Consider the following 15286-nt stretch of genomic DNA (forward strand, 5'->3'; position numbering starts at 1 on the left):
GTCAGTGCTCATGCACTCTTGAATTGATGGTTGCCCCTACACTGCCCGTAAGGGCGGCATGGACAGGCATACCGGCTGGTTATGGCGGGCGCAGGCATATCATACGACCGGGGGAAATGTATTACATATCAAAAAAAATAATACTCTTTCCTTATTTATATAAATAGGAACCATCATGGGTCATGCTGATTGATGACCATATGGTCTATATACCATTTGCCACGCCATCGATCCATTACCTAAAACAACATGTCCTGCGCTCAGTCATGCGGGCGCTGTCTGGCATCGGGGCCGCCGCAGCCCGAACATCCGCCACATCCCCTGCGTGCGCGTGGCCCGGCGCGCCGGGTGGCATAGGCGACAAGGCGGGCAGGCGCATGGAGCCTGCGCAGCACCGTGCCCGCGCCCAGCCAGTACCGGTGGCCAAAAGCGGGGAACAGCCGTCCCAGCCAGTACAGTGCACAGGCCATGACCACCAGTGTCGTGACCATGATCTGGATCATGGATGCCACATGCATCAGAGTGCGCGCACAATATGGTAGGTCAGAAAGGCCGCCAGATAGGCAAGCCCGAACAGGTACCCCGCCGTCACCGCGACCACGCGCCACGATGTGGTCTCGCGGCGGATGACCGCCAGTGTCGCCACGCATTGGGGGGCGTATACATACCACGCCAGCAGTGACAGCGCCGTAGCCAGGCTCCAGTGCGTGGGCAGCATCTGCCCCAGCTGTGCCGCCGCCTGATCGGTATCGGTACCCGACCCCAGTGAATAGACCGTGGCCAGCGCGCCCACCGCCACCTCACGCGCGGCAAGGCCGGGGATAAGGGCAACACAGATCTGCCAGTTGAACCCCAGCGGCGCGAACAGGGGCAGCATAAGATGCCCGATCCGGCCCGCCAGGCTCCAGTCGATGGCAGGCCCCGTGGCGCCCGCGGGCGGCGGGGGAAAGCTGGACAGCCCCCACAGTAGCACGGTCAGCGAGACGATGGTCGTACCCACGCGTACCAGGAAGATGCGCGCGCGCTCCCACAGTCCCAGCGCGATGTCACGCGGGTTGGGCAGGCGGTAGGCGGGCAGTTCCATGAGCAGGGTTGCCTCCCGCCGGTCGGCGTTGCGCCAGCGCAGTACCAGCGCCACCAGCACGGCGGAGACGATGCCCGCGGCATACAGCCCGAACAGCACCAGTCCCTGCAGGTTCATGAATCCCAGCACGGTGCGGTGCGGCACGAAGGCCCCGATCAGCAGCGTATAGACCGGCAGCCGGGCCGAACAGGTCATGAGCGGGGCGATCAGGATGGTGATCAGCCGGTCACGCGGGTTCTGGATGGTGCGCGTGGCCATGATGCCGGGCACCGCGCAGGCAAAGCTGGACAGCAGCGGGATGAAGGACCGTCCGCTCAGACCCGCAAACGACATGAGCCGGTCCAGCAGGAAGGCGGCGCGCGGCAGGTAGCCCGATTCCTCCAGCACCAGTATCCACGCGAACAGGATCAGGATCTGCGGCAGGAAGGTCACCACGCTGCCCGCGCCGGCAATCACGCCATCCACGATCAGGCTGCGCAGCGCGCCCGCGGGCAGGAGCCGGCCCACCTGCTGGCCCAGCAGGCCCATGCCTGCGTCAATCGCGTCCATGAGCGGCTGCGCCCAGGCAAAGACCGCCTGGAACATGAGGAACAGCAGCACGACCAGAATGACCGGCCCCCAGACCGGATGCAGTACCCAGCGGTCGAGCCGTTCCTCCACCCGGTCGGACAGGGGGGTGGTGTGGGTCACGCAGTCTGCCAGGATCTGGCGCACCATGGCATGCAGGTCCGTGCCCGGCGGCAGGGGCGTGGGGACGGGGGGCGGCGTGCCATCCAGTTGCGCCAGCAGGGCGCGCGCGCCATCGCGTTTTATGCCCACGGTGGGAATGACGGGCATGCCGGTTTCCGCCTGCAGGCGCGGCAGGTCTATTTCCATCCCGTTGCGCGTTGCGGCGTCAATCATGTTCAGCGCCAGCACCACCGGACGGCCCAGTGCGCGCATTTCCAGCACGAAGCGCAGGTGCAGCCGCAGGTTCGTGGCATCGGCCACGCAGACCAGCAGGTCGGGTGCCGCCTCGCCACGATAGGTACCCGCGCAGACATCGCGGGTCACCGCCTCATCGGGGCTGGTGGCGTTCAGGCTGTAGGCACCGGGCAGGTCCAGCAGCCGCACGCCGCGGCCAGCGGGGGTTGTGAACCAGCCTTCCTTGCGTTCAACGGTGGCGCCCGCGTAATTGGCCACTTTCTGCCGGCTGCCGGTCAGCAGGTTGAACAGGGCGGTCTTGCCACAGTTCGGGTTGCCAACCAGGGCGATGTTGAGCGTGGTCATGCCGGGTTTTCCGCAATATGCACGGTAACGCGGTCGGCTTCGGTGCGGCGCAGGGCGAAGCGTGTAAAGCCGATGCGCACGGCCATCGGGTCGCCCCCCAGCGGCGCGGTTGCGATGATACGTACCGGCTCACCCGGTACGAAGCCCAGTTCACGCAGCCGCCGGGCCACCGGGTCGTTGCTGGCGGTGTCATTTACGCTGTCGATTATGGCATCCGCCCCGCGTGGCAGGTCACTCAGTCGCATCAGGCGATCTTGTCCAGATAATAAAAGCAAGTAATAATTATTATTAAATATACGCAGGCACACTGTCCATCATGTTTGTCCCTATACCTGCGCTGTGACCGGTACGGCCATGTTTGCAGTGCATGTACATCATGCACCGCCGCCTGTCATGCCGGTGGCCAGAACGTGGAAAAACGTGCCCGATACCAGCCCGCGCCGCAGGCCACCCGGCGGCCGGGCGGTGCCATAACCGTCATGCATGTCGGCCAGCGGCGCGTCCGGGCCGGGATGTGTCAGCGTGGCGTAGTGGAATTCATGCCCGCGCAGGGTTGTGCCTGCGGTGCCGATCGAACAGTCATGGCGCAGGGTGGCACTCCGGTAGCCCAGGTTCATGCGGCGCGTGGCAAAGGATGTGGCATGTCCCAGCAGCCCGGCCATGCGATGGGTCTCACCTGCCTTGTCCGTCAGGCTTTCGCCCAGCACCATGAAGCCGCCGCACTCCCCATGCACCGGGCGGGTACGGGCGAAATCGGCCAGTCCGGCGCGGAAACGCGCGGCCTGCGCCAGTTGCCCGGCATGCAGTTCCGGATAGCCCCCGGGCAGCCAGCAGGCATCGCAGTCAGGTGCCGGGCCTTCATCCGCAAGCGGGGAGAAAGGCCGCAGTTCCGCTCCGGCTTCCTGCCATCCCGCCACCACATGGGCGTACAGGAAGGAAAACGCGGCGTCATTCGCCACCGCAATCCGCTGGCCCGGCGGCGGCAGGGCGCGGGCCTGCCCCACCGCTGGCGGCAGGTCCGCCATGGTGGCGCAGGCCAGTATGGCGTCCAGGTCCAGGTCGCGTTCGGCCTGTGCCGCAAGGCGCGTGGCCAGTGCGTCCAGCCCGTCATGCTCGCGTGCCTGTACCAGCCCCAGATGGCGTTCGGGCAGTTGCAGTCCCGCATCGCGCCCGAACGCACCCAGTACGGGCAGGCCCACGGCATTGATTGCCTGCGTGGCCATCGCGGCATGGCGTGGTGAGCCGACACGGTTGAGGATGACACCGGCAAGCCGTACATCGGGGTTCAGGCTGGCAAAGCCCAGCGCGGTGGCCGCCGCCGACTGGCCCTGCCCGGAAATGTCCAGCACCAGCAGTACCGGCAGGCCGTAGCGCGCGGCGATATCGGCTGGTGCGCCACGCGCGCCCTGTGGCCCCGTCAGGCCATCGAACAGCCCCATGGAAGCCTCGGTCACCACGATTTCACAGCTGGAATGGGCCTGCGCCATCACGCTGTCCAGTAGGGGAAATGGCATGGCCCAGCTGTCCAGGTTGAGGCTGGACAGCCCGGTCAGGGCTTCATGGAAGGCCGGGTCGATATAATCCGGCCCGGTCTTGGCCCCGCGCACGGCAACGCCCCGGCGGCGCAGGGCCGCAAGGATGGCCAGCGTCAGCGTGGTCTTGCCGCTGCCAGAGCGGGGGGCAGCGATCATCAGCCCTCGTGTCATCATGTCCGTTCCTGCTAGACCGTGGTGAGCGGAACCACCTTTTACCCCTGTCGGGAAAGAAGAACACCCAGATGGAGCGTACCCATGACAGCCTGCGCCGGGGATGGACCACAGGCAGCTGCGCCACCGCCGCCGCCCGTGCCGCGTGGCGGGGGCTGTGCGGGGGGGAATTTCCCGATCCGGTCACCATCACGCTGCCCGGTGGGCAGGACGTGGCATTTGCACTGGCAGGCCATGGCCATGCGGGCGATGGTGGTGCCTGGGCGGAGGTGGTCAAGGATGCGGGCGACGACCCGGATGTCACCCACGGTGCCCATGTGCGCGTGGACGTGCGCCGGGGCGCGCGGGGTAGCGGCGTGGTGTTTCACGCAGGCAGCGGAGTGGGCACGGTCACGCTGCCGGGCCTGCCCGTTCCCCCCGGCCAGCCCGCCATCAACCCCGTGCCCCGGCACATGATCCGTACGGCGCTGCGCGATGCGGACGGTCATGAACCCGATGTGGACGTTACCATATCCATTGCCGGCGGCCAGGACATGGCACGCCATACGCTCAATGCCCGGCTGGGCATTGTGGGGGGGCTGTCCATTCTGGGTACGACGGGCATCGTGGTGCCGTTTTCCTGTGCGGCGTGGATCGACAGCATCCACCGTGGGGTGGATGTGGCGCGCGCGCTGGGCCTGCCCCATGTGGCGGGCTGCACCGGCGATGTATCGGAACGCGCCACACAGGCCCTGTATGGCCTGCCGCCCGAGGCCATGCTGGAAATGGGGGATTTTGCCGGTGGCCTGCTGAAATACCTGCGCCGCCACCCCGTGGGCCGCGTGAGCATCGGGGGCGGTGTGGCCAAGATGACCAAGCTGGCGCAGGGGTTCCTTGACCTGCATTCCCGCCGGGGGCAGGCGGACATGGCCCGCCTTGCGGAACGTGCACATGGTATTGGCGCACCGGATGGGCTGGTGGCAGCCATTGCGCAGGCCCATTCCGTTGCCAGTGCCTTCGCGCTGGCGGCGGATGCAGGCTGTCCCCTTGGCCCGGTTGTGGCGCGGGATGCGTGGCGGAAGGCAGCCGATGTGCTGGCGGGAACGCCGTGCATGCTGGATGTGCTGCTGTTCGACCGCGCGGGCACGCTGGTCGCCCGGCATGGCCCGCACCCTGTGCCGTAAGCCGTAAGGAAGTTTTTGGTGAAGCTTTTTTCAAAAAGCGTCAGAAAATACCGCCTTTTTGAAAAAAGGCGGCACCCAGAAACTTTTATTCTCCTGTAGCTTCCGGTTCAGGACCGGAAACGGCGGTGGTAATCAGCGTCATACAGCGCGCTTTCACGGAAATCATGCGCCCCCAGCGCGCGCCCGACCAGCACCAGCGCTGTGCGTTCGATCGGATTTGCGGCCAGTTTTTCACAAATGTCGCCCAGCGTGCCCCGCAGCACGACCTGATCGGGCCATGTCGCCCGCGCCACGATGGCCACCGGGCAGTCCGCGCCATAGAACGGCGTCAGGTCAGCCACGATCCGGTCCAGCACATGAATGGCCAGATGGATGGCAAGCGTCGCCCCCGTGGCGCCAAAGGCGGCCAGTTTCTCGCGCTCCGGCATGGCCGAGGCCCGGCCGCTCACGCGTGTCAGCACCACGCTCTGGGCCACTTCCGGCACGGTCAGTTCCCGCCCCAGAACGGAGGCGGCGGCGGCAAAGGCGGGCACGCCCGGTGTCATGGTCCATGGAATGCCGTTGCGGTCCAGCCGGCGGATCTGTTCGGCCACGGCGCTGTAGAGTGAAAGGTCACCCGAATGCAGGCGGGCCACATCCTGCCCCGCCGCGTGGGCGCGGATGTATTCCGCCTCGATCAGGTCCAGCGTCAGCGGCGCGGTATCGACCAGCCGTGCATCGGGCGGGCAGTGTTCCAGCATCTCGGGCGGCACGATGGAGCCCGCGTACAGGCATACCGGGCATTTTGCCAGCAGGTCGCGCCCGCGCAGGGTCAGCAGGTCAGCGGCACCGGGGCCTGCGCCAATGAAGTGTACGGTCATGCATCCTCTCCCTGTGCCATGGCACATGTTGCGTGCGGGCCGGTCAGGCGCGGCACGATCAGCCGTGCGCTCCCGCCCGCCGCCGCCAGCGCGCAGCCTTCCGCCACGGAGGCCACGCCTAGGGCCGCCAGCGCGCGGGCCGAGCGGGTAACGCAGCGTGGCTGTACAGCCAGCAGTTCTTCGGGCGTGATGGCCCGCAGGCCCAGCCCCAGCCGGGCCATCGCGGCCTGTAGCCCCGCCTCGCGGTAGCGGAAGGCGGGCACGGCCACAAGGTCCGGCCGCCTGCCACAGCGCGCCTGTGCGCTGTGGATCAGATCAATGATTCCTTCCGCCCCGCATCCGCTGCGCAGGCCAAGACCCGCCACGATCATGGCCGGTCTTCCGTGCGGGTTACGGCATAGCTGGTTACGGTCATGCCGGGACGGAAGGTGTTGAAGCGCCCGATGGCTTCCAGCCGCTCCACCTGCAGGCGCGTCAGCGTGCCGCCCCATCTTGCGTGCGCGGCCATCACGCAGGCTTCGCTTTCCAGCGTGACGGCATTGGCCACCAGCCGCCCGCCGGGGGGCAGGGCCTGCCAGGCGGCTTCCAGCATGCCGGGGTTGCTGATGCCACCGCCGAGGAAAATGGCATTGGGTGCCGGCAGGCCGTCGGCCCGCATCCGCGCAATACAGGCCGGAGCCTCTCCCGCTACAACCTGAAGTGCGGGTACGCCAAGGTTGAGCGCATTATGGGCAATACGGGCGCGGCGGATGGCCGATTTTTCAACGGCAATGGCGCGGTTGGCGGGGTGGCGCAGCATCCATTCAATGCTGATGGAGCCAGACCCCGCGCCAATATCCCACAGCACTTCCCCCCGGCGTGGCGCAAGGGCGGACAGGGTGGCGGCCCGGATCTCGCGCTTGGTGATCTGCCCGTCATGGGCGAACAGGTCATCGGGCAGGCCGCAGGCCAGCGGAATGACCAGCGCGTCGCGCGCGGCCACCACTTCCAGCGCCATGAGGTTGAGGCGCGGCACATCCGGCCCCTTCGCCCGTGCCACGTCGGCCACCCGTGCGCTCTGGTGGGTCTGCGCCCCGCCGCCCAGCCTGCCCAGTATGTGCAGGGTGGAGCCGCCAAAGCCCCGCCCGTCCAGCCATTGCGCGAAGGCATGGGGCGTGTGTTCATCCGCCGAGAGCACGACCAGCCTGCCGCCGGGTTGCAGGGCGGGGGCCGTGGCCTCCATCGGGCGGCCACACAGGGAAAGCAGGGTTATGTCCTGTTCCGCCCAGCCCAGCAGGTTGCACGCCAGCGCTACCGAGGAGGGGACGGGCAGGCATGCCATCTCCCCCATCGGTACATGGCGGCGCAACGTCGTGCCAATGCCGAACAGGAACGGGTCGCCCGATGCCAGCACGCAGACCCGCCTGCCACGCCAGCCCAGCAGTCCGGCCATGCCATCGGCCAGCGGGTGCGGCCATGCCAGTGTCCGGCCCGTGACCAGCGGGGCGGCCAGGGCCAGGTGGCGCGCGCCACCAGCCACCAGTTCCGCCCCCGCGATCAGCGCGCGGTGGGTTGCGGGCAGGGCCTCGACACCGTCTTCCCCAATGCCGATAACATGCAGCCACGGGATGGTCATGCGCGTGCCGTGCTGGAGGGGAGGGGGAAACGATGCGGGTTCTGGTTCTGGGTGGCACGACGGAGGCACGGCAGCTTTACGGCCTGCTGGAGCAGCAGGCCGCGCGTTTTCGCACCACCGTCTCCCTTGCCGGCGTGACCCGCGCGCCCGTCCTGCCCGCGCTGGACGTGCGCATTGGCGGCTTTGGCGGGGCGGAGGGGCTGCGGGAATGGCTGCTGGCGCACCGCACTGATGCGGTGGTGGACGCCACCCACCCCTTTGCCACCCGGATCAGCGGCAATGCGGTGCGGGCCTGCATGCAGGCGCACGTACCCCTGCTGCGCGTGGAGCGGCCGGGCTGGACACCCGTGGCGGGTGATCGCTGGACCATCGTGCCGGATATGGAAGCCGCCGCCCGCGCGCTGGGCACCGCGCCCCGGCGCGTACTGCTGACGGTCGGCCGCAAGGACCTGCTGCCCTTTGCCAGCGCCAGGCCACATGACTGGCTGCTGCGTAGCGTGGACCAGCCTGATGCCGGCCTGCTGCCCCCGGGTTGCCGGGTGCTGCTGGCCCGTGGCCCCTTTGATGAGGCGGGGGAGGAAGCCCTGCTGCGCCATGAGCGCATTGATGTAGTCGTGACCAAGAATTCCGGCGGCAGCGCCACTTACGCCAAGCTGGCGGCGGCGCGCAGGCTGGGGGTGGCGGTGATCATGGTGGCCCGCCCCCCCGTGGCGGCGGCCCAGACCGTAGCGGATGCCACCGCCGCCATGGCATGGCTGGACGGGCTTCACGCGCACGGGGCCGCCACGCTGCGGGATGTATAAAGCCATTTTTCCCCGTTCGCGCGGGTAATGGTGTGGGTGAGCGGGCAGCCGATCAGCACCAGCGTGCTCATATCCACCTGTTCGGGGTCGGCATGGGCAATATCGGTCAGGATCACGCGCTCATCCGCACGCCCTATGGCGCGGGCAAACGCTACCGGCACCGTGCCGGGCAGGATGGTACGCAGCAGGGCAAATGCCGCGCCCAGCTGGTCCGGCCGGGCCCTTGAACGCGGATTGTAAAGTGCCACGACCAGTCCCGCCCCGGCCGCCGCCGCCAGCCTGCGGTGGACGACCTCACGCGGCTTGAGGTTGTCGGACAGTGAAATGACACAGAAATCCCCCCCCAGCGGCGCGCCCAGCCGGGCCGCCGCCGCCAGCACGGCGGACAGGCCGGGAATGACCGTGACCTCCACCCCGCGCCATGCGGCGGGACCGTGGTCGATGGCCTCGAACACGGCGCTGGCCATGCCGAAGACCCCGGCATCCCCGCCGGAGACAACCGCCACGGTCCGTCCCGCCAGCGCAAGTTCCACCGCATGGCGCGCGCGGTCCAGTTCCACGCGGTTGTCGCTGGCATGGCGCACCACGTCCGGCCCGGCTTCAACGCGCGCCACATAGGGGGCGTAGCCGATCAGGTCGGTGGCCTGCGCCAGCGCGGCGTCGGCTTCCGGCGTGCGCTGGGCCGCGTTCCCCGGGCCAAGCCCCACGACAAAGATCCGCCCGGTCCCGCCCGTCATCGCGCGCCCTCCCGTCCGGGTACGAGAATGATCGAGAAATAGGGAGCAGGCCCGGTCATGTCGGCAAGCTTCATGCTGCGCTGCTGCGGCTGGGTCGCGCGTTCGACGTAAATCGCACGCGCCTCCCGTCCCGCAGCACGGAGCGCGCGGCGCACTTTTTCCAGGTTGCGGCCCAGCTTCATGATCACGGCGGCATTGGCCTGTTCCAGCCATTGCGTCAGGGCCGCTTCATCCAGCGTGCCGGGAATGACGCACAGCACGTCATCGCCATGCACCATGGGGCGCTGTGCCGCCGACCAGCAGCCGCTCATGGCGGTTATGCCGGGCACGATGGTGCATGCGAAGCGTTCATGCAGCCGGTCGAACACATACATGGCCGAGCCGAACAGGAAGGGATCGCCCTCGCACAGCAGGGCCACGTCCGTGCCGGCCAGCAGGTGGTCGGCCACCTGCCGGGCGCAGTCATCATAAAAGGCTGCCATGCGCACCAGATAGGCCGGGTCGCTGACCGCGATCTCGGTGGTGAAGGGGTAGGCGAAGCGCAGGGTGGTGGCCGTGGGGGGCAGCAGGTCGCCCGCGATCTGGCGCGCATGGCCGGGGCGGTCATGGCGGCAGAACCAGGCGATGACCGGGCTTTCACGTAAGATACGCGCGGCCTTTACGGTCATGAGTTCCGGGTCCCCCGGTCCCATGCCAAGTATGGACAGGCGGCCTGCCTGTGTGCCCTGCGTCATTCCGCTTCACTCGCCAATGCATTGACGGTGGCCGCCGCCATGGCGCTGCCCCCCAGTCGCCCGCGTACGATGATGAAGGGCAGGTCGCCAAATTCCGCCAGGGCTTCCTTGGATTCGGCAGCGCCCACAAAACCCACCGGCATGCCGATTACGGCCGCCGGGCGGGGTGCGCCCGCGCGGAGCATTTCCAGCAGGTGGAACAGTGCGGTCGGCGCATTGCCAATGGCCACCACGGCATCCTTCAGGTCATCGCCCCACAGGTCCATGGCGGCGGCCGAGCGGGTATTGCCAATTTCTTTTGCAAGCGCAGGCGTGCGCGGGTCGCGCAGCGTGCAGATGACCGGGTTGTCAGCCGGCAGGCGCGCGCGGGTCACGCCATGGGCCACCATGTTGGCATCACACAGCACGGGCCTGCCCGCCAGCAGGGCGGCGCGTGCGCGGGTAACGAAATCGGGCGACATGCGGATGGATTTCGCCACGTCCACCATGCCGCAGGCGTGGATGATGCGTACGACCACGCGGGCCTCGGCCTCGGTCAGTCCGCCTAGATCGGCCTCGGCGCGGATAATGGCGAAGGACCGGGCATAAATGGCCGCGCCATCGTGGATGTAGTCATACGGTTCCGTCTGCGGGGTCATGCCGGTCGTGTTCTCCCGTTGGGGTGGGTGGCGTCGTGGGCGGGCGGGGTCCATGCCCGCAGGATCTGCTGTATCTGTGCCAGCGAAAGCCCGCTGTCTACAGGTGTATCGTCCGCCCGGCCATGCGGGCACAGGCTGTAGCCATCCGTTCCGGCCACCAGCGTCAGGTCCGCCGGGGCGGGATGGGCGCAGCCCTTGGTGCAGCCCGAAACATGCAGGCGCATGGATGCAGGCAGGTCCGGGGCCAGGTACAGGGCATCGGCAGTCACGTCACGTGGCGCGCAGCCGCAGCCGCGCGCGCCAATGCACGCCCATATGCGCAGGCGCGGATCGGCCGGGTCGGTTATCAGGCCGGTCTGGGGCGGTGGCGTTGTGCAGTGTTCGAATATGATCGACCGCCACGGGGCAATGCGCATCTGGCCGTTGCCCCGGTCCGTGCACCACCGGGCCACGTCATCCAGCAGGCCAGCGCTGATCGGGCCGGGCGGCAGGACAGCACCCATGGCGTGGCCGGGCAGGGGGCCTGCCAGCGGGGGCGGTTCATGGCGTTCCTGCGGTGCCGGTTGTGTTGCATCCAGCACGCCAAGGGCCGCAAGGGCGGCATCAGCCTGCGCCGGGTCACGTAGCGGACGGGCGGGCGCATCCAGCGCTGCCAGCGCATGGGCAAGTGCCAGGACCATTTCCACCCCTGACATTCCGGTGCAGGGCCATGCCCGCGTACCACAGATGACCAGCCAGCCCGCGCCGCTGGCGCGCAGCGTGATATCCGCCCGTAGCGTGCCGGTGGGCACGTAGCCCCCGCATTCCACCGCAATCACGAATTTGGCGGGCAGGCCGCACAGGGTGATGGCACCGGCAAGGGCGGCATCCAGCGCACGGATGACATCCGGCGTATCGGGGGCGGCGCGCGGGTCGATCCCGGCCAGTGGCGAGAGCAGCAGGCCGCGCCGGGCCTCGGTCGCGGCATCCGTGCTGGCCAGTCCCGCCACCTGCATGTCACGGGCAAAGGCACGGGCACTGTCCGGTGTCAGGCCACGCAGTTGCAGGTTGCCCCGGCTGGTCAGTTCGATCAGCCCGTTGCCGTGCGTCCGGGCCGCCTGGGCAATGGCATGCGCCTGCTGGCCCGACAGGCGGCCAAGCGGCGGGCGCACGCGCACCAGCCAGCCATCGGCGGCTTCCATGGGGGTATGCAGGCCGGGGCACCAGCCGCGCACGCCGGGGGGTGCGGTCATGGTGCCAGGTCCAGCAGCATGGCGGCGCTGTTGGCGCGCGGGCGCCACAGGTCGCGGCGCAGGGCATCGGCCATCAGGCGGCGGATGGCATCACGCGCGTCGGGGTTGGCATCCAGCAGGAAGGCATCCATCTGCGGGTCATCCAGCACGGCGGCGAAGGTCAGGTCGAACTGCCTGTCAAGCCGGGTGGGCAGGGTGGCCGCAAAGCCGTGCAGGGCCTCAACGGTGCGGGCAATCTCGGCCGCGCCCCGGTAGCCATGGCGGCGCATGCCCGCAAGCCATGCCGGATTGGCTAGCCGCCCGCGTACTACACGTGCCACTTCCTGCGCGGTGGTACGCAGGCGGGGGGCGTCAGGGCGCGAGGTATCGCCATGCAGCAGGCGGGGCATGTTGCCCAGCATGGCGGCGGCGGCGGCCATGCCGCCTTCATGGGTGGCGGCCTCCACGCTTTCCAGTATGTCGGTTTCCGCGTTGTCCTGCACATGCAGCACGATGGCGGCCTGTGCCATGCGCGCGGCCAGCAGGTCGGGCGCCTGCGTGCCCTCGCGGTTGCCGCCATAAGCCCATGCGGAGCCGTTCAGCCAGGCCTTGCCCAGTTCGTCATGTGCCTGCCATGCGCCGCTGGCCAGCATGTCCTCCATCCCGGTGCCATAGGTGCCCGGTGCCGCGCCAAACATGCGCGCCGTGGCCGCCTGTCGCGCGTTCCCCTCCAGCCCCGCCGTGCTGGCGGCCAGCGGGTTCAGGTCGGGGGCTTCGGAAGTGCGGGCCGCAATGGCCTGCACCGCCTGTTCGAACAGCGCGATCTGGCCGGGAAAGGCATCGCGGAACAGGCCCGACAGGCGTAGCGTCACATCCACGCGCGGGCGGTCAAGTTCCGCCATGGGAATGATCTCGATGCCCGTAACCCGCCCCGAAGCCTGATCCCAGACCGGCTTTACCCCCATCAGCAGCAGGGCGAGGGCCAGGTCCTCGCCGCCGGTGCGCAGGCTGGCCGAACCCCACAGGTCGATCACCAGGCTGCGCAGCGGTTCGCCCTGATCCTGCAGATGGCCTTCCAGCAGCAGTGCGGCGGTGCGCTGCGCCAGAACCAGTGCCGAGCGGGTGGGGATGGCGCGCGGGTCCATGGCATACAGGTTGCGCCCCGTGGGCAGCACGTCCGCCCGCCCGCGCGTGGGGGCACCGGCGGGGCCTGCGGGGATGAAGCGCCCGTCCAGTGCCGCCAGAAGGGCACGGCTTTCCGCCTGCCCGCAGGCATGCAGCCGGGCCGGGATGTCCGCCGGGGCCTGCGTGCCGCAGGAGCGGGCGATGGTGCGGGCCAGTTCCGCCATGTGCGGCGCGGGACGGCCAAAGACATGCAGCCCGTCGCGGATCTGCAGGTCCTTCACGTCACACAGATAGGCATCAAGGCGGGCAAGGGCCTCGTCCTCGTCCGCTGTCCGGTCCACGCCGCTTTCGCCCAGCAGGCCAAGGCTGTCGGCGCGTTGCAGGATCTCGCCCCGCAGGATGGCGCCCCGCCTGCGGTCCAGCCCGTCGGCTGCGGCATATTCATCAATCAGGCGTTCCAGTTCGCCCGTGTCATTGCCCGCATGGCCCGCCGCCATGATGGGGGGGGTGAGGTGCCCGATGGTGACGGCCCCCAGCCTGCGCCGCGCGGCCGCCGCCTCGCCGGGGTTGTTGACAATGAAGGGATAGATGACCGGCATCCCGCCCACCAGCACCGAAGGCCAGCACCCCGCCGAAGGTGCCGCCGCCTTGCCCGGCAACCATTCCAGCGTGCCATGCGTGCCCAGATGCACCATGGCGTCCAGCATCAGGATGTTTTGCAACCACAGGTAGAAGGCCACATAGGCATGGCGTGGGGGTGTATCGGGGTCATGGTAGCCGCCATGCCGGTCGGTGGTCGTGCCGCGATCGGGCTGTAGCGCCAGAAGGATATGCCCCGGTTGCACATGGCGCAGGTGGAACTGGCCATCGGTGCAGGCGGGGTCCGTCTCCGGCGCGCCCCAGCAGGCTTCAAGTTCTGCCTGTAGCGCGGGCGGCAGGTCCGCCAGCCAGTTTTTGTATGTGGCAACGGACACGAAGGGCCGGGCAGGCGCGCGGGCCAGTGCATGGGCCAGCCCGTCCGCCGTTGGCAGGGGAAGGCTGCCCGTATCGTAACCCGCGCCGTGCAGCAGGTGCATGATGTGTTCAAGGCTTGCAAGACTGTCCAGCCCCACCGCATGGGCCGCCTGCCCGGTGGGGGCCCCCTGCGCGCCGGGATAGTCGGACAGCACGATGCCCACCCGCCGCCCGGCAGCCGGCCTGTGGCCTAGCCGCGCCCAGCCTGCCGCGCGCGCGCAGGTCAGTTCCACGCCCTGCGGATAGGGCACATGGCGTGCGGGCAGGCCGGGTGTGGTTTCTTCCTTGAAGGAAATGGGGAAGGCGGGAATCCGCCCGTCCAGTTCAGGCAGCACGACCTGCATGGCCAGATCGGCCTGCGACAGGCCGCGCACGCTGTCGCGCCATAAGGTATAGGGAATGCCGGGCTGCTGGACCTGCAGCACCGGCACCCCGGCCAGGTCAAGCGGGGAGACGTTCTCCACGCCCGTGCGGGCGGAAAAGAAGGTGGCGTTGATGATCACATCAGGCGGTGCTACCGCAAGGCGGGCGGCAAGGACACGCATGGATGCCGCATCCTTGAGCGAGGTGACATAGACAAGGTCCACCCCCATGCCATGGCATGCCAGTCCGGCCGCCAGCGCCATGATGGGGTCGATATCCGACGCCAGCAGGTGCGCGCGGTAGAACACCACCATCGCGCGCAGCGGCAGGGCGGCATCAGCCGCCTGCAGCAGCCCGGCTGGTGGCAGGGGTTCGGGGGGCGTGTTCTCGTCCGGCCCGCACCCGGCCAGATGCGCCATGAGCCGCAGGGCGGTGGCCGTGTTGGCCACCCCACCCGCGCGCAGCAGCGCATCAAGGCGGGCGCGGACGGGTTCATCCACGGTGGAAAGTGCGGCAAGGCGCGGGTCATCGCGCCCGTCACCCGCGACAAAGGCCAGCGGTATGCGGGCCTGCTGGCAGGCGCGGGCCAGTTCCTCTGCCCCGTAGCGCCAGTATTCCACCCCGCCCAGCAGCCGCACCACCACGCAGCGCGAGTCCATGATGGTATCGGCCACATACAGGTCGATGGACATGGGGTGCAGCAGGCAGGACAGGTTGGCGCTGCGCAGGCTGGCGGCGGGCGCATCCGGTGCCGTATGCGCCGCGTTCAGGCACAGGAGGTCACTGTCGGAAAAGGACAGGAACACGATATCGGCCGGGGCATGCCCCAGGTCCTGCGCCTGATCGCCGTCATCCAGCGTGCGGATTTCGCGTGCCAGCAGATGCATGGTGCCCGCCCTGTTTCCATACCCTTGAAATCATAAAAAAGTTTTTGGTGAAGCTTTTTTCCAAAAAGCTTCGAAGA

The 15286-nt window shown here is 68.3% G+C and carries 14 protein-coding genes; 2 read left to right on the forward strand and 12 right to left on the reverse strand.

What is annotated here, in order from left to right; all coding sequences use genetic code 11:
* Positions 1-260 precede the first annotated feature (260 nt).
* The 4 genes from GWK63_RS00875 to GWK63_RS00890 all read right to left on the reverse strand — a co-directional run bounded on the left by GWK63_RS00875 (position 261) and on the right by GWK63_RS00890 (position 4062).
* On the reverse strand, positions 261-503 hold the full coding sequence (locus GWK63_RS00875; RefSeq protein WP_223846603.1) for a DUF6587 family protein: 243 nt from the start codon (positions 501-503) through the stop codon (positions 261-263).
* 14 nt (positions 504-517) lie between these two features.
* Positions 518-2353 (reverse strand): ferrous iron transport protein B, encoded by a 1836-nt coding sequence (gene feoB, locus GWK63_RS00880; RefSeq protein WP_007397026.1) that lies wholly within the window; start codon positions 2351-2353, stop codon positions 518-520.
* Complete coding sequence (locus GWK63_RS00885; RefSeq protein ID WP_034926933.1) at positions 2350-2598, reverse strand: FeoA family protein; 249 nt, start codon at positions 2596-2598, stop codon at positions 2350-2352. Before GWK63_RS00885 ends, feoB begins: the two co-directional genes overlap by 4 nt.
* A gap of 129 nt (positions 2599-2727) precedes the next feature.
* The gene (locus GWK63_RS00890) at positions 2728-4062 is read right to left on the reverse strand and encodes a cobyrinate a,c-diamide synthase (RefSeq protein ID WP_172459693.1); all 1335 of its coding nucleotides are present in this window, start codon (positions 4060-4062) and stop codon (positions 2728-2730) included.
* A 68-nt stretch (positions 4063-4130) separates the two neighbouring features.
* Here GWK63_RS00890 and GWK63_RS00895 point away from each other — a divergent pair, with 68 nt between their 5' ends.
* Positions 4131-5222 (forward strand): cobalt-precorrin-5B (C(1))-methyltransferase, encoded by a 1092-nt coding sequence (locus tag GWK63_RS00895; protein ID WP_034926937.1) that lies wholly within the window; start codon positions 4131-4133, stop codon positions 5220-5222.
* A gap of 107 nt (positions 5223-5329) precedes the next feature.
* Here GWK63_RS00895 and cobM read toward each other — a convergent pair whose 3' ends face one another.
* The 3 genes from cobM to GWK63_RS00910 are packed head-to-tail and all read right to left on the reverse strand — an operon-like array spanning position 5330 to position 7697.
* Positions 5330-6082: a precorrin-4 C(11)-methyltransferase gene (gene cobM, locus GWK63_RS00900; protein WP_007397021.1), complete on the reverse strand. Its 753-nt coding sequence runs from the start codon at positions 6080-6082 to the stop codon at positions 5330-5332.
* Entirely contained in the window at positions 6079-6453 is a 375-nt protein-coding gene (locus GWK63_RS00905) for a cobalamin biosynthesis protein (RefSeq protein ID WP_034926939.1), read from the reverse strand. Before GWK63_RS00905 ends, cobM begins: the two co-directional genes overlap by 4 nt.
* The gene (locus GWK63_RS00910; protein WP_034926941.1) at positions 6450-7697 is read right to left on the reverse strand and encodes a bifunctional cobalt-precorrin-7 (C(5))-methyltransferase/cobalt-precorrin-6B (C(15))-methyltransferase; all 1248 of its coding nucleotides are present in this window, start codon (positions 7695-7697) and stop codon (positions 6450-6452) included. Before GWK63_RS00910 ends, GWK63_RS00905 begins: the two co-directional genes overlap by 4 nt.
* 32 nt (positions 7698-7729) lie before the next feature.
* On the opposite strand from GWK63_RS00910, the gene GWK63_RS00915 reads away from it, so the two are divergent.
* Positions 7730-8500, forward strand: coding sequence for a cobalt-precorrin-6A reductase (locus GWK63_RS00915; RefSeq protein ID WP_112209828.1), 771 nt, complete (start codon positions 7730-7732; stop codon positions 8498-8500).
* Here GWK63_RS00915 and cobJ read toward each other — a convergent pair.
* From cobJ to cobN, 5 genes are read right to left on the reverse strand one after another with little or no spacing between them, the layout of a single operon-like run.
* The gene (gene cobJ, locus GWK63_RS00920; RefSeq protein WP_007397017.1) at positions 8464-9237 is read right to left on the reverse strand and encodes a precorrin-3B C(17)-methyltransferase; all 774 of its coding nucleotides are present in this window, start codon (positions 9235-9237) and stop codon (positions 8464-8466) included. The two genes, GWK63_RS00915 and cobJ, sit on opposite strands and share 37 nt — an antisense overlap.
* Positions 9234-9971 (reverse strand): precorrin-2 C(20)-methyltransferase, encoded by a 738-nt coding sequence (locus GWK63_RS00925; RefSeq protein WP_007397016.1) that lies wholly within the window; start codon positions 9969-9971, stop codon positions 9234-9236. The genes cobJ and GWK63_RS00925 overlap by 4 nt, the downstream gene beginning before the upstream one ends.
* Complete coding sequence (locus GWK63_RS00930) at positions 9968-10609, reverse strand: precorrin-8X methylmutase (protein WP_007397015.1); 642 nt, start codon at positions 10607-10609, stop codon at positions 9968-9970. The genes GWK63_RS00925 and GWK63_RS00930 overlap by 4 nt, the downstream gene beginning before the upstream one ends.
* The gene (gene cobG, locus GWK63_RS00935) at positions 10606-11841 is read right to left on the reverse strand and encodes a precorrin-3B synthase (protein WP_007397014.1); all 1236 of its coding nucleotides are present in this window, start codon (positions 11839-11841) and stop codon (positions 10606-10608) included. Before cobG ends, GWK63_RS00930 begins: the two co-directional genes overlap by 4 nt.
* Positions 11838-15209: a cobaltochelatase subunit CobN gene (gene cobN / locus GWK63_RS00940; RefSeq protein ID WP_007397013.1), complete on the reverse strand. Its 3372-nt coding sequence runs from the start codon at positions 15207-15209 to the stop codon at positions 11838-11840. The genes cobG and cobN overlap by 4 nt, the downstream gene beginning before the upstream one ends.
* Positions 15210-15286 lie beyond the last annotated feature (77 nt).

The sequence above is a fragment of the Komagataeibacter rhaeticus genome, from assembly GCF_011611525.1.
Classification (GTDB): domain Bacteria; phylum Pseudomonadota; class Alphaproteobacteria; order Acetobacterales; family Acetobacteraceae; genus Komagataeibacter; species Komagataeibacter rhaeticus.

Bases quoted from the DNA above. Each gene is read 5' to 3' on its own strand.
- GWK63_RS00925 (WP_007397016.1), bottom strand. From the start codon at position 9,971: ATGACGCAGGGCACACAGGCAGGCCGCCTGTCCATACTTGGCATGGGA.
- GWK63_RS00930 (WP_007397015.1), bottom strand. From the start codon at position 10,609: ATGACCCCGCAGACGGAACCGTATGACTACATCCACGATGGCGCGGCC.
- GWK63_RS00890 (WP_172459693.1), bottom strand. From the start codon at position 4,062: ATGATGACACGAGGGCTGATGATCGCTGCCCCCCGCTCTGGCAGCGGC.
- GWK63_RS00905 (WP_034926939.1), bottom strand. From the start codon at position 6,453: ATGATCGTGGCGGGTCTTGGCCTGCGCAGCGGATGCGGGGCGGAAGGA.
- feoB (WP_007397026.1), bottom strand. From the start codon at position 2,353: ATGACCACGCTCAACATCGCCCTGGTTGGCAACCCGAACTGTGGCAAG.
- cobM (WP_007397021.1), bottom strand. From the start codon at position 6,082: ATGACCGTACACTTCATTGGCGCAGGCCCCGGTGCCGCTGACCTGCTG.
- cobN (WP_007397013.1), bottom strand. From the start codon at position 15,209: ATGCATCTGCTGGCACGCGAAATCCGCACGCTGGATGACGGCGATCAG.
- cobJ (WP_007397017.1), bottom strand. From the start codon at position 9,237: ATGACGGGCGGGACCGGGCGGATCTTTGTCGTGGGGCTTGGCCCGGGG.
- GWK63_RS00895 (WP_034926937.1), top strand. From the start codon at position 4,131: ATGGAGCGTACCCATGACAGCCTGCGCCGGGGATGGACCACAGGCAGC.
- GWK63_RS00875 (WP_223846603.1), bottom strand. From the start codon at position 503: ATGATCCAGATCATGGTCACGACACTGGTGGTCATGGCCTGTGCACTG.
- GWK63_RS00915 (WP_112209828.1), top strand. From the start codon at position 7,730: ATGCGGGTTCTGGTTCTGGGTGGCACGACGGAGGCACGGCAGCTTTAC.
- GWK63_RS00885 (WP_034926933.1), bottom strand. From the start codon at position 2,598: ATGCGACTGAGTGACCTGCCACGCGGGGCGGATGCCATAATCGACAGC.
- GWK63_RS00910 (WP_034926941.1), bottom strand. From the start codon at position 7,697: ATGACCATCCCGTGGCTGCATGTTATCGGCATTGGGGAAGACGGTGTC.
- cobG (WP_007397014.1), bottom strand. From the start codon at position 11,841: ATGACCGCACCCCCCGGCGTGCGCGGCTGGTGCCCCGGCCTGCATACC.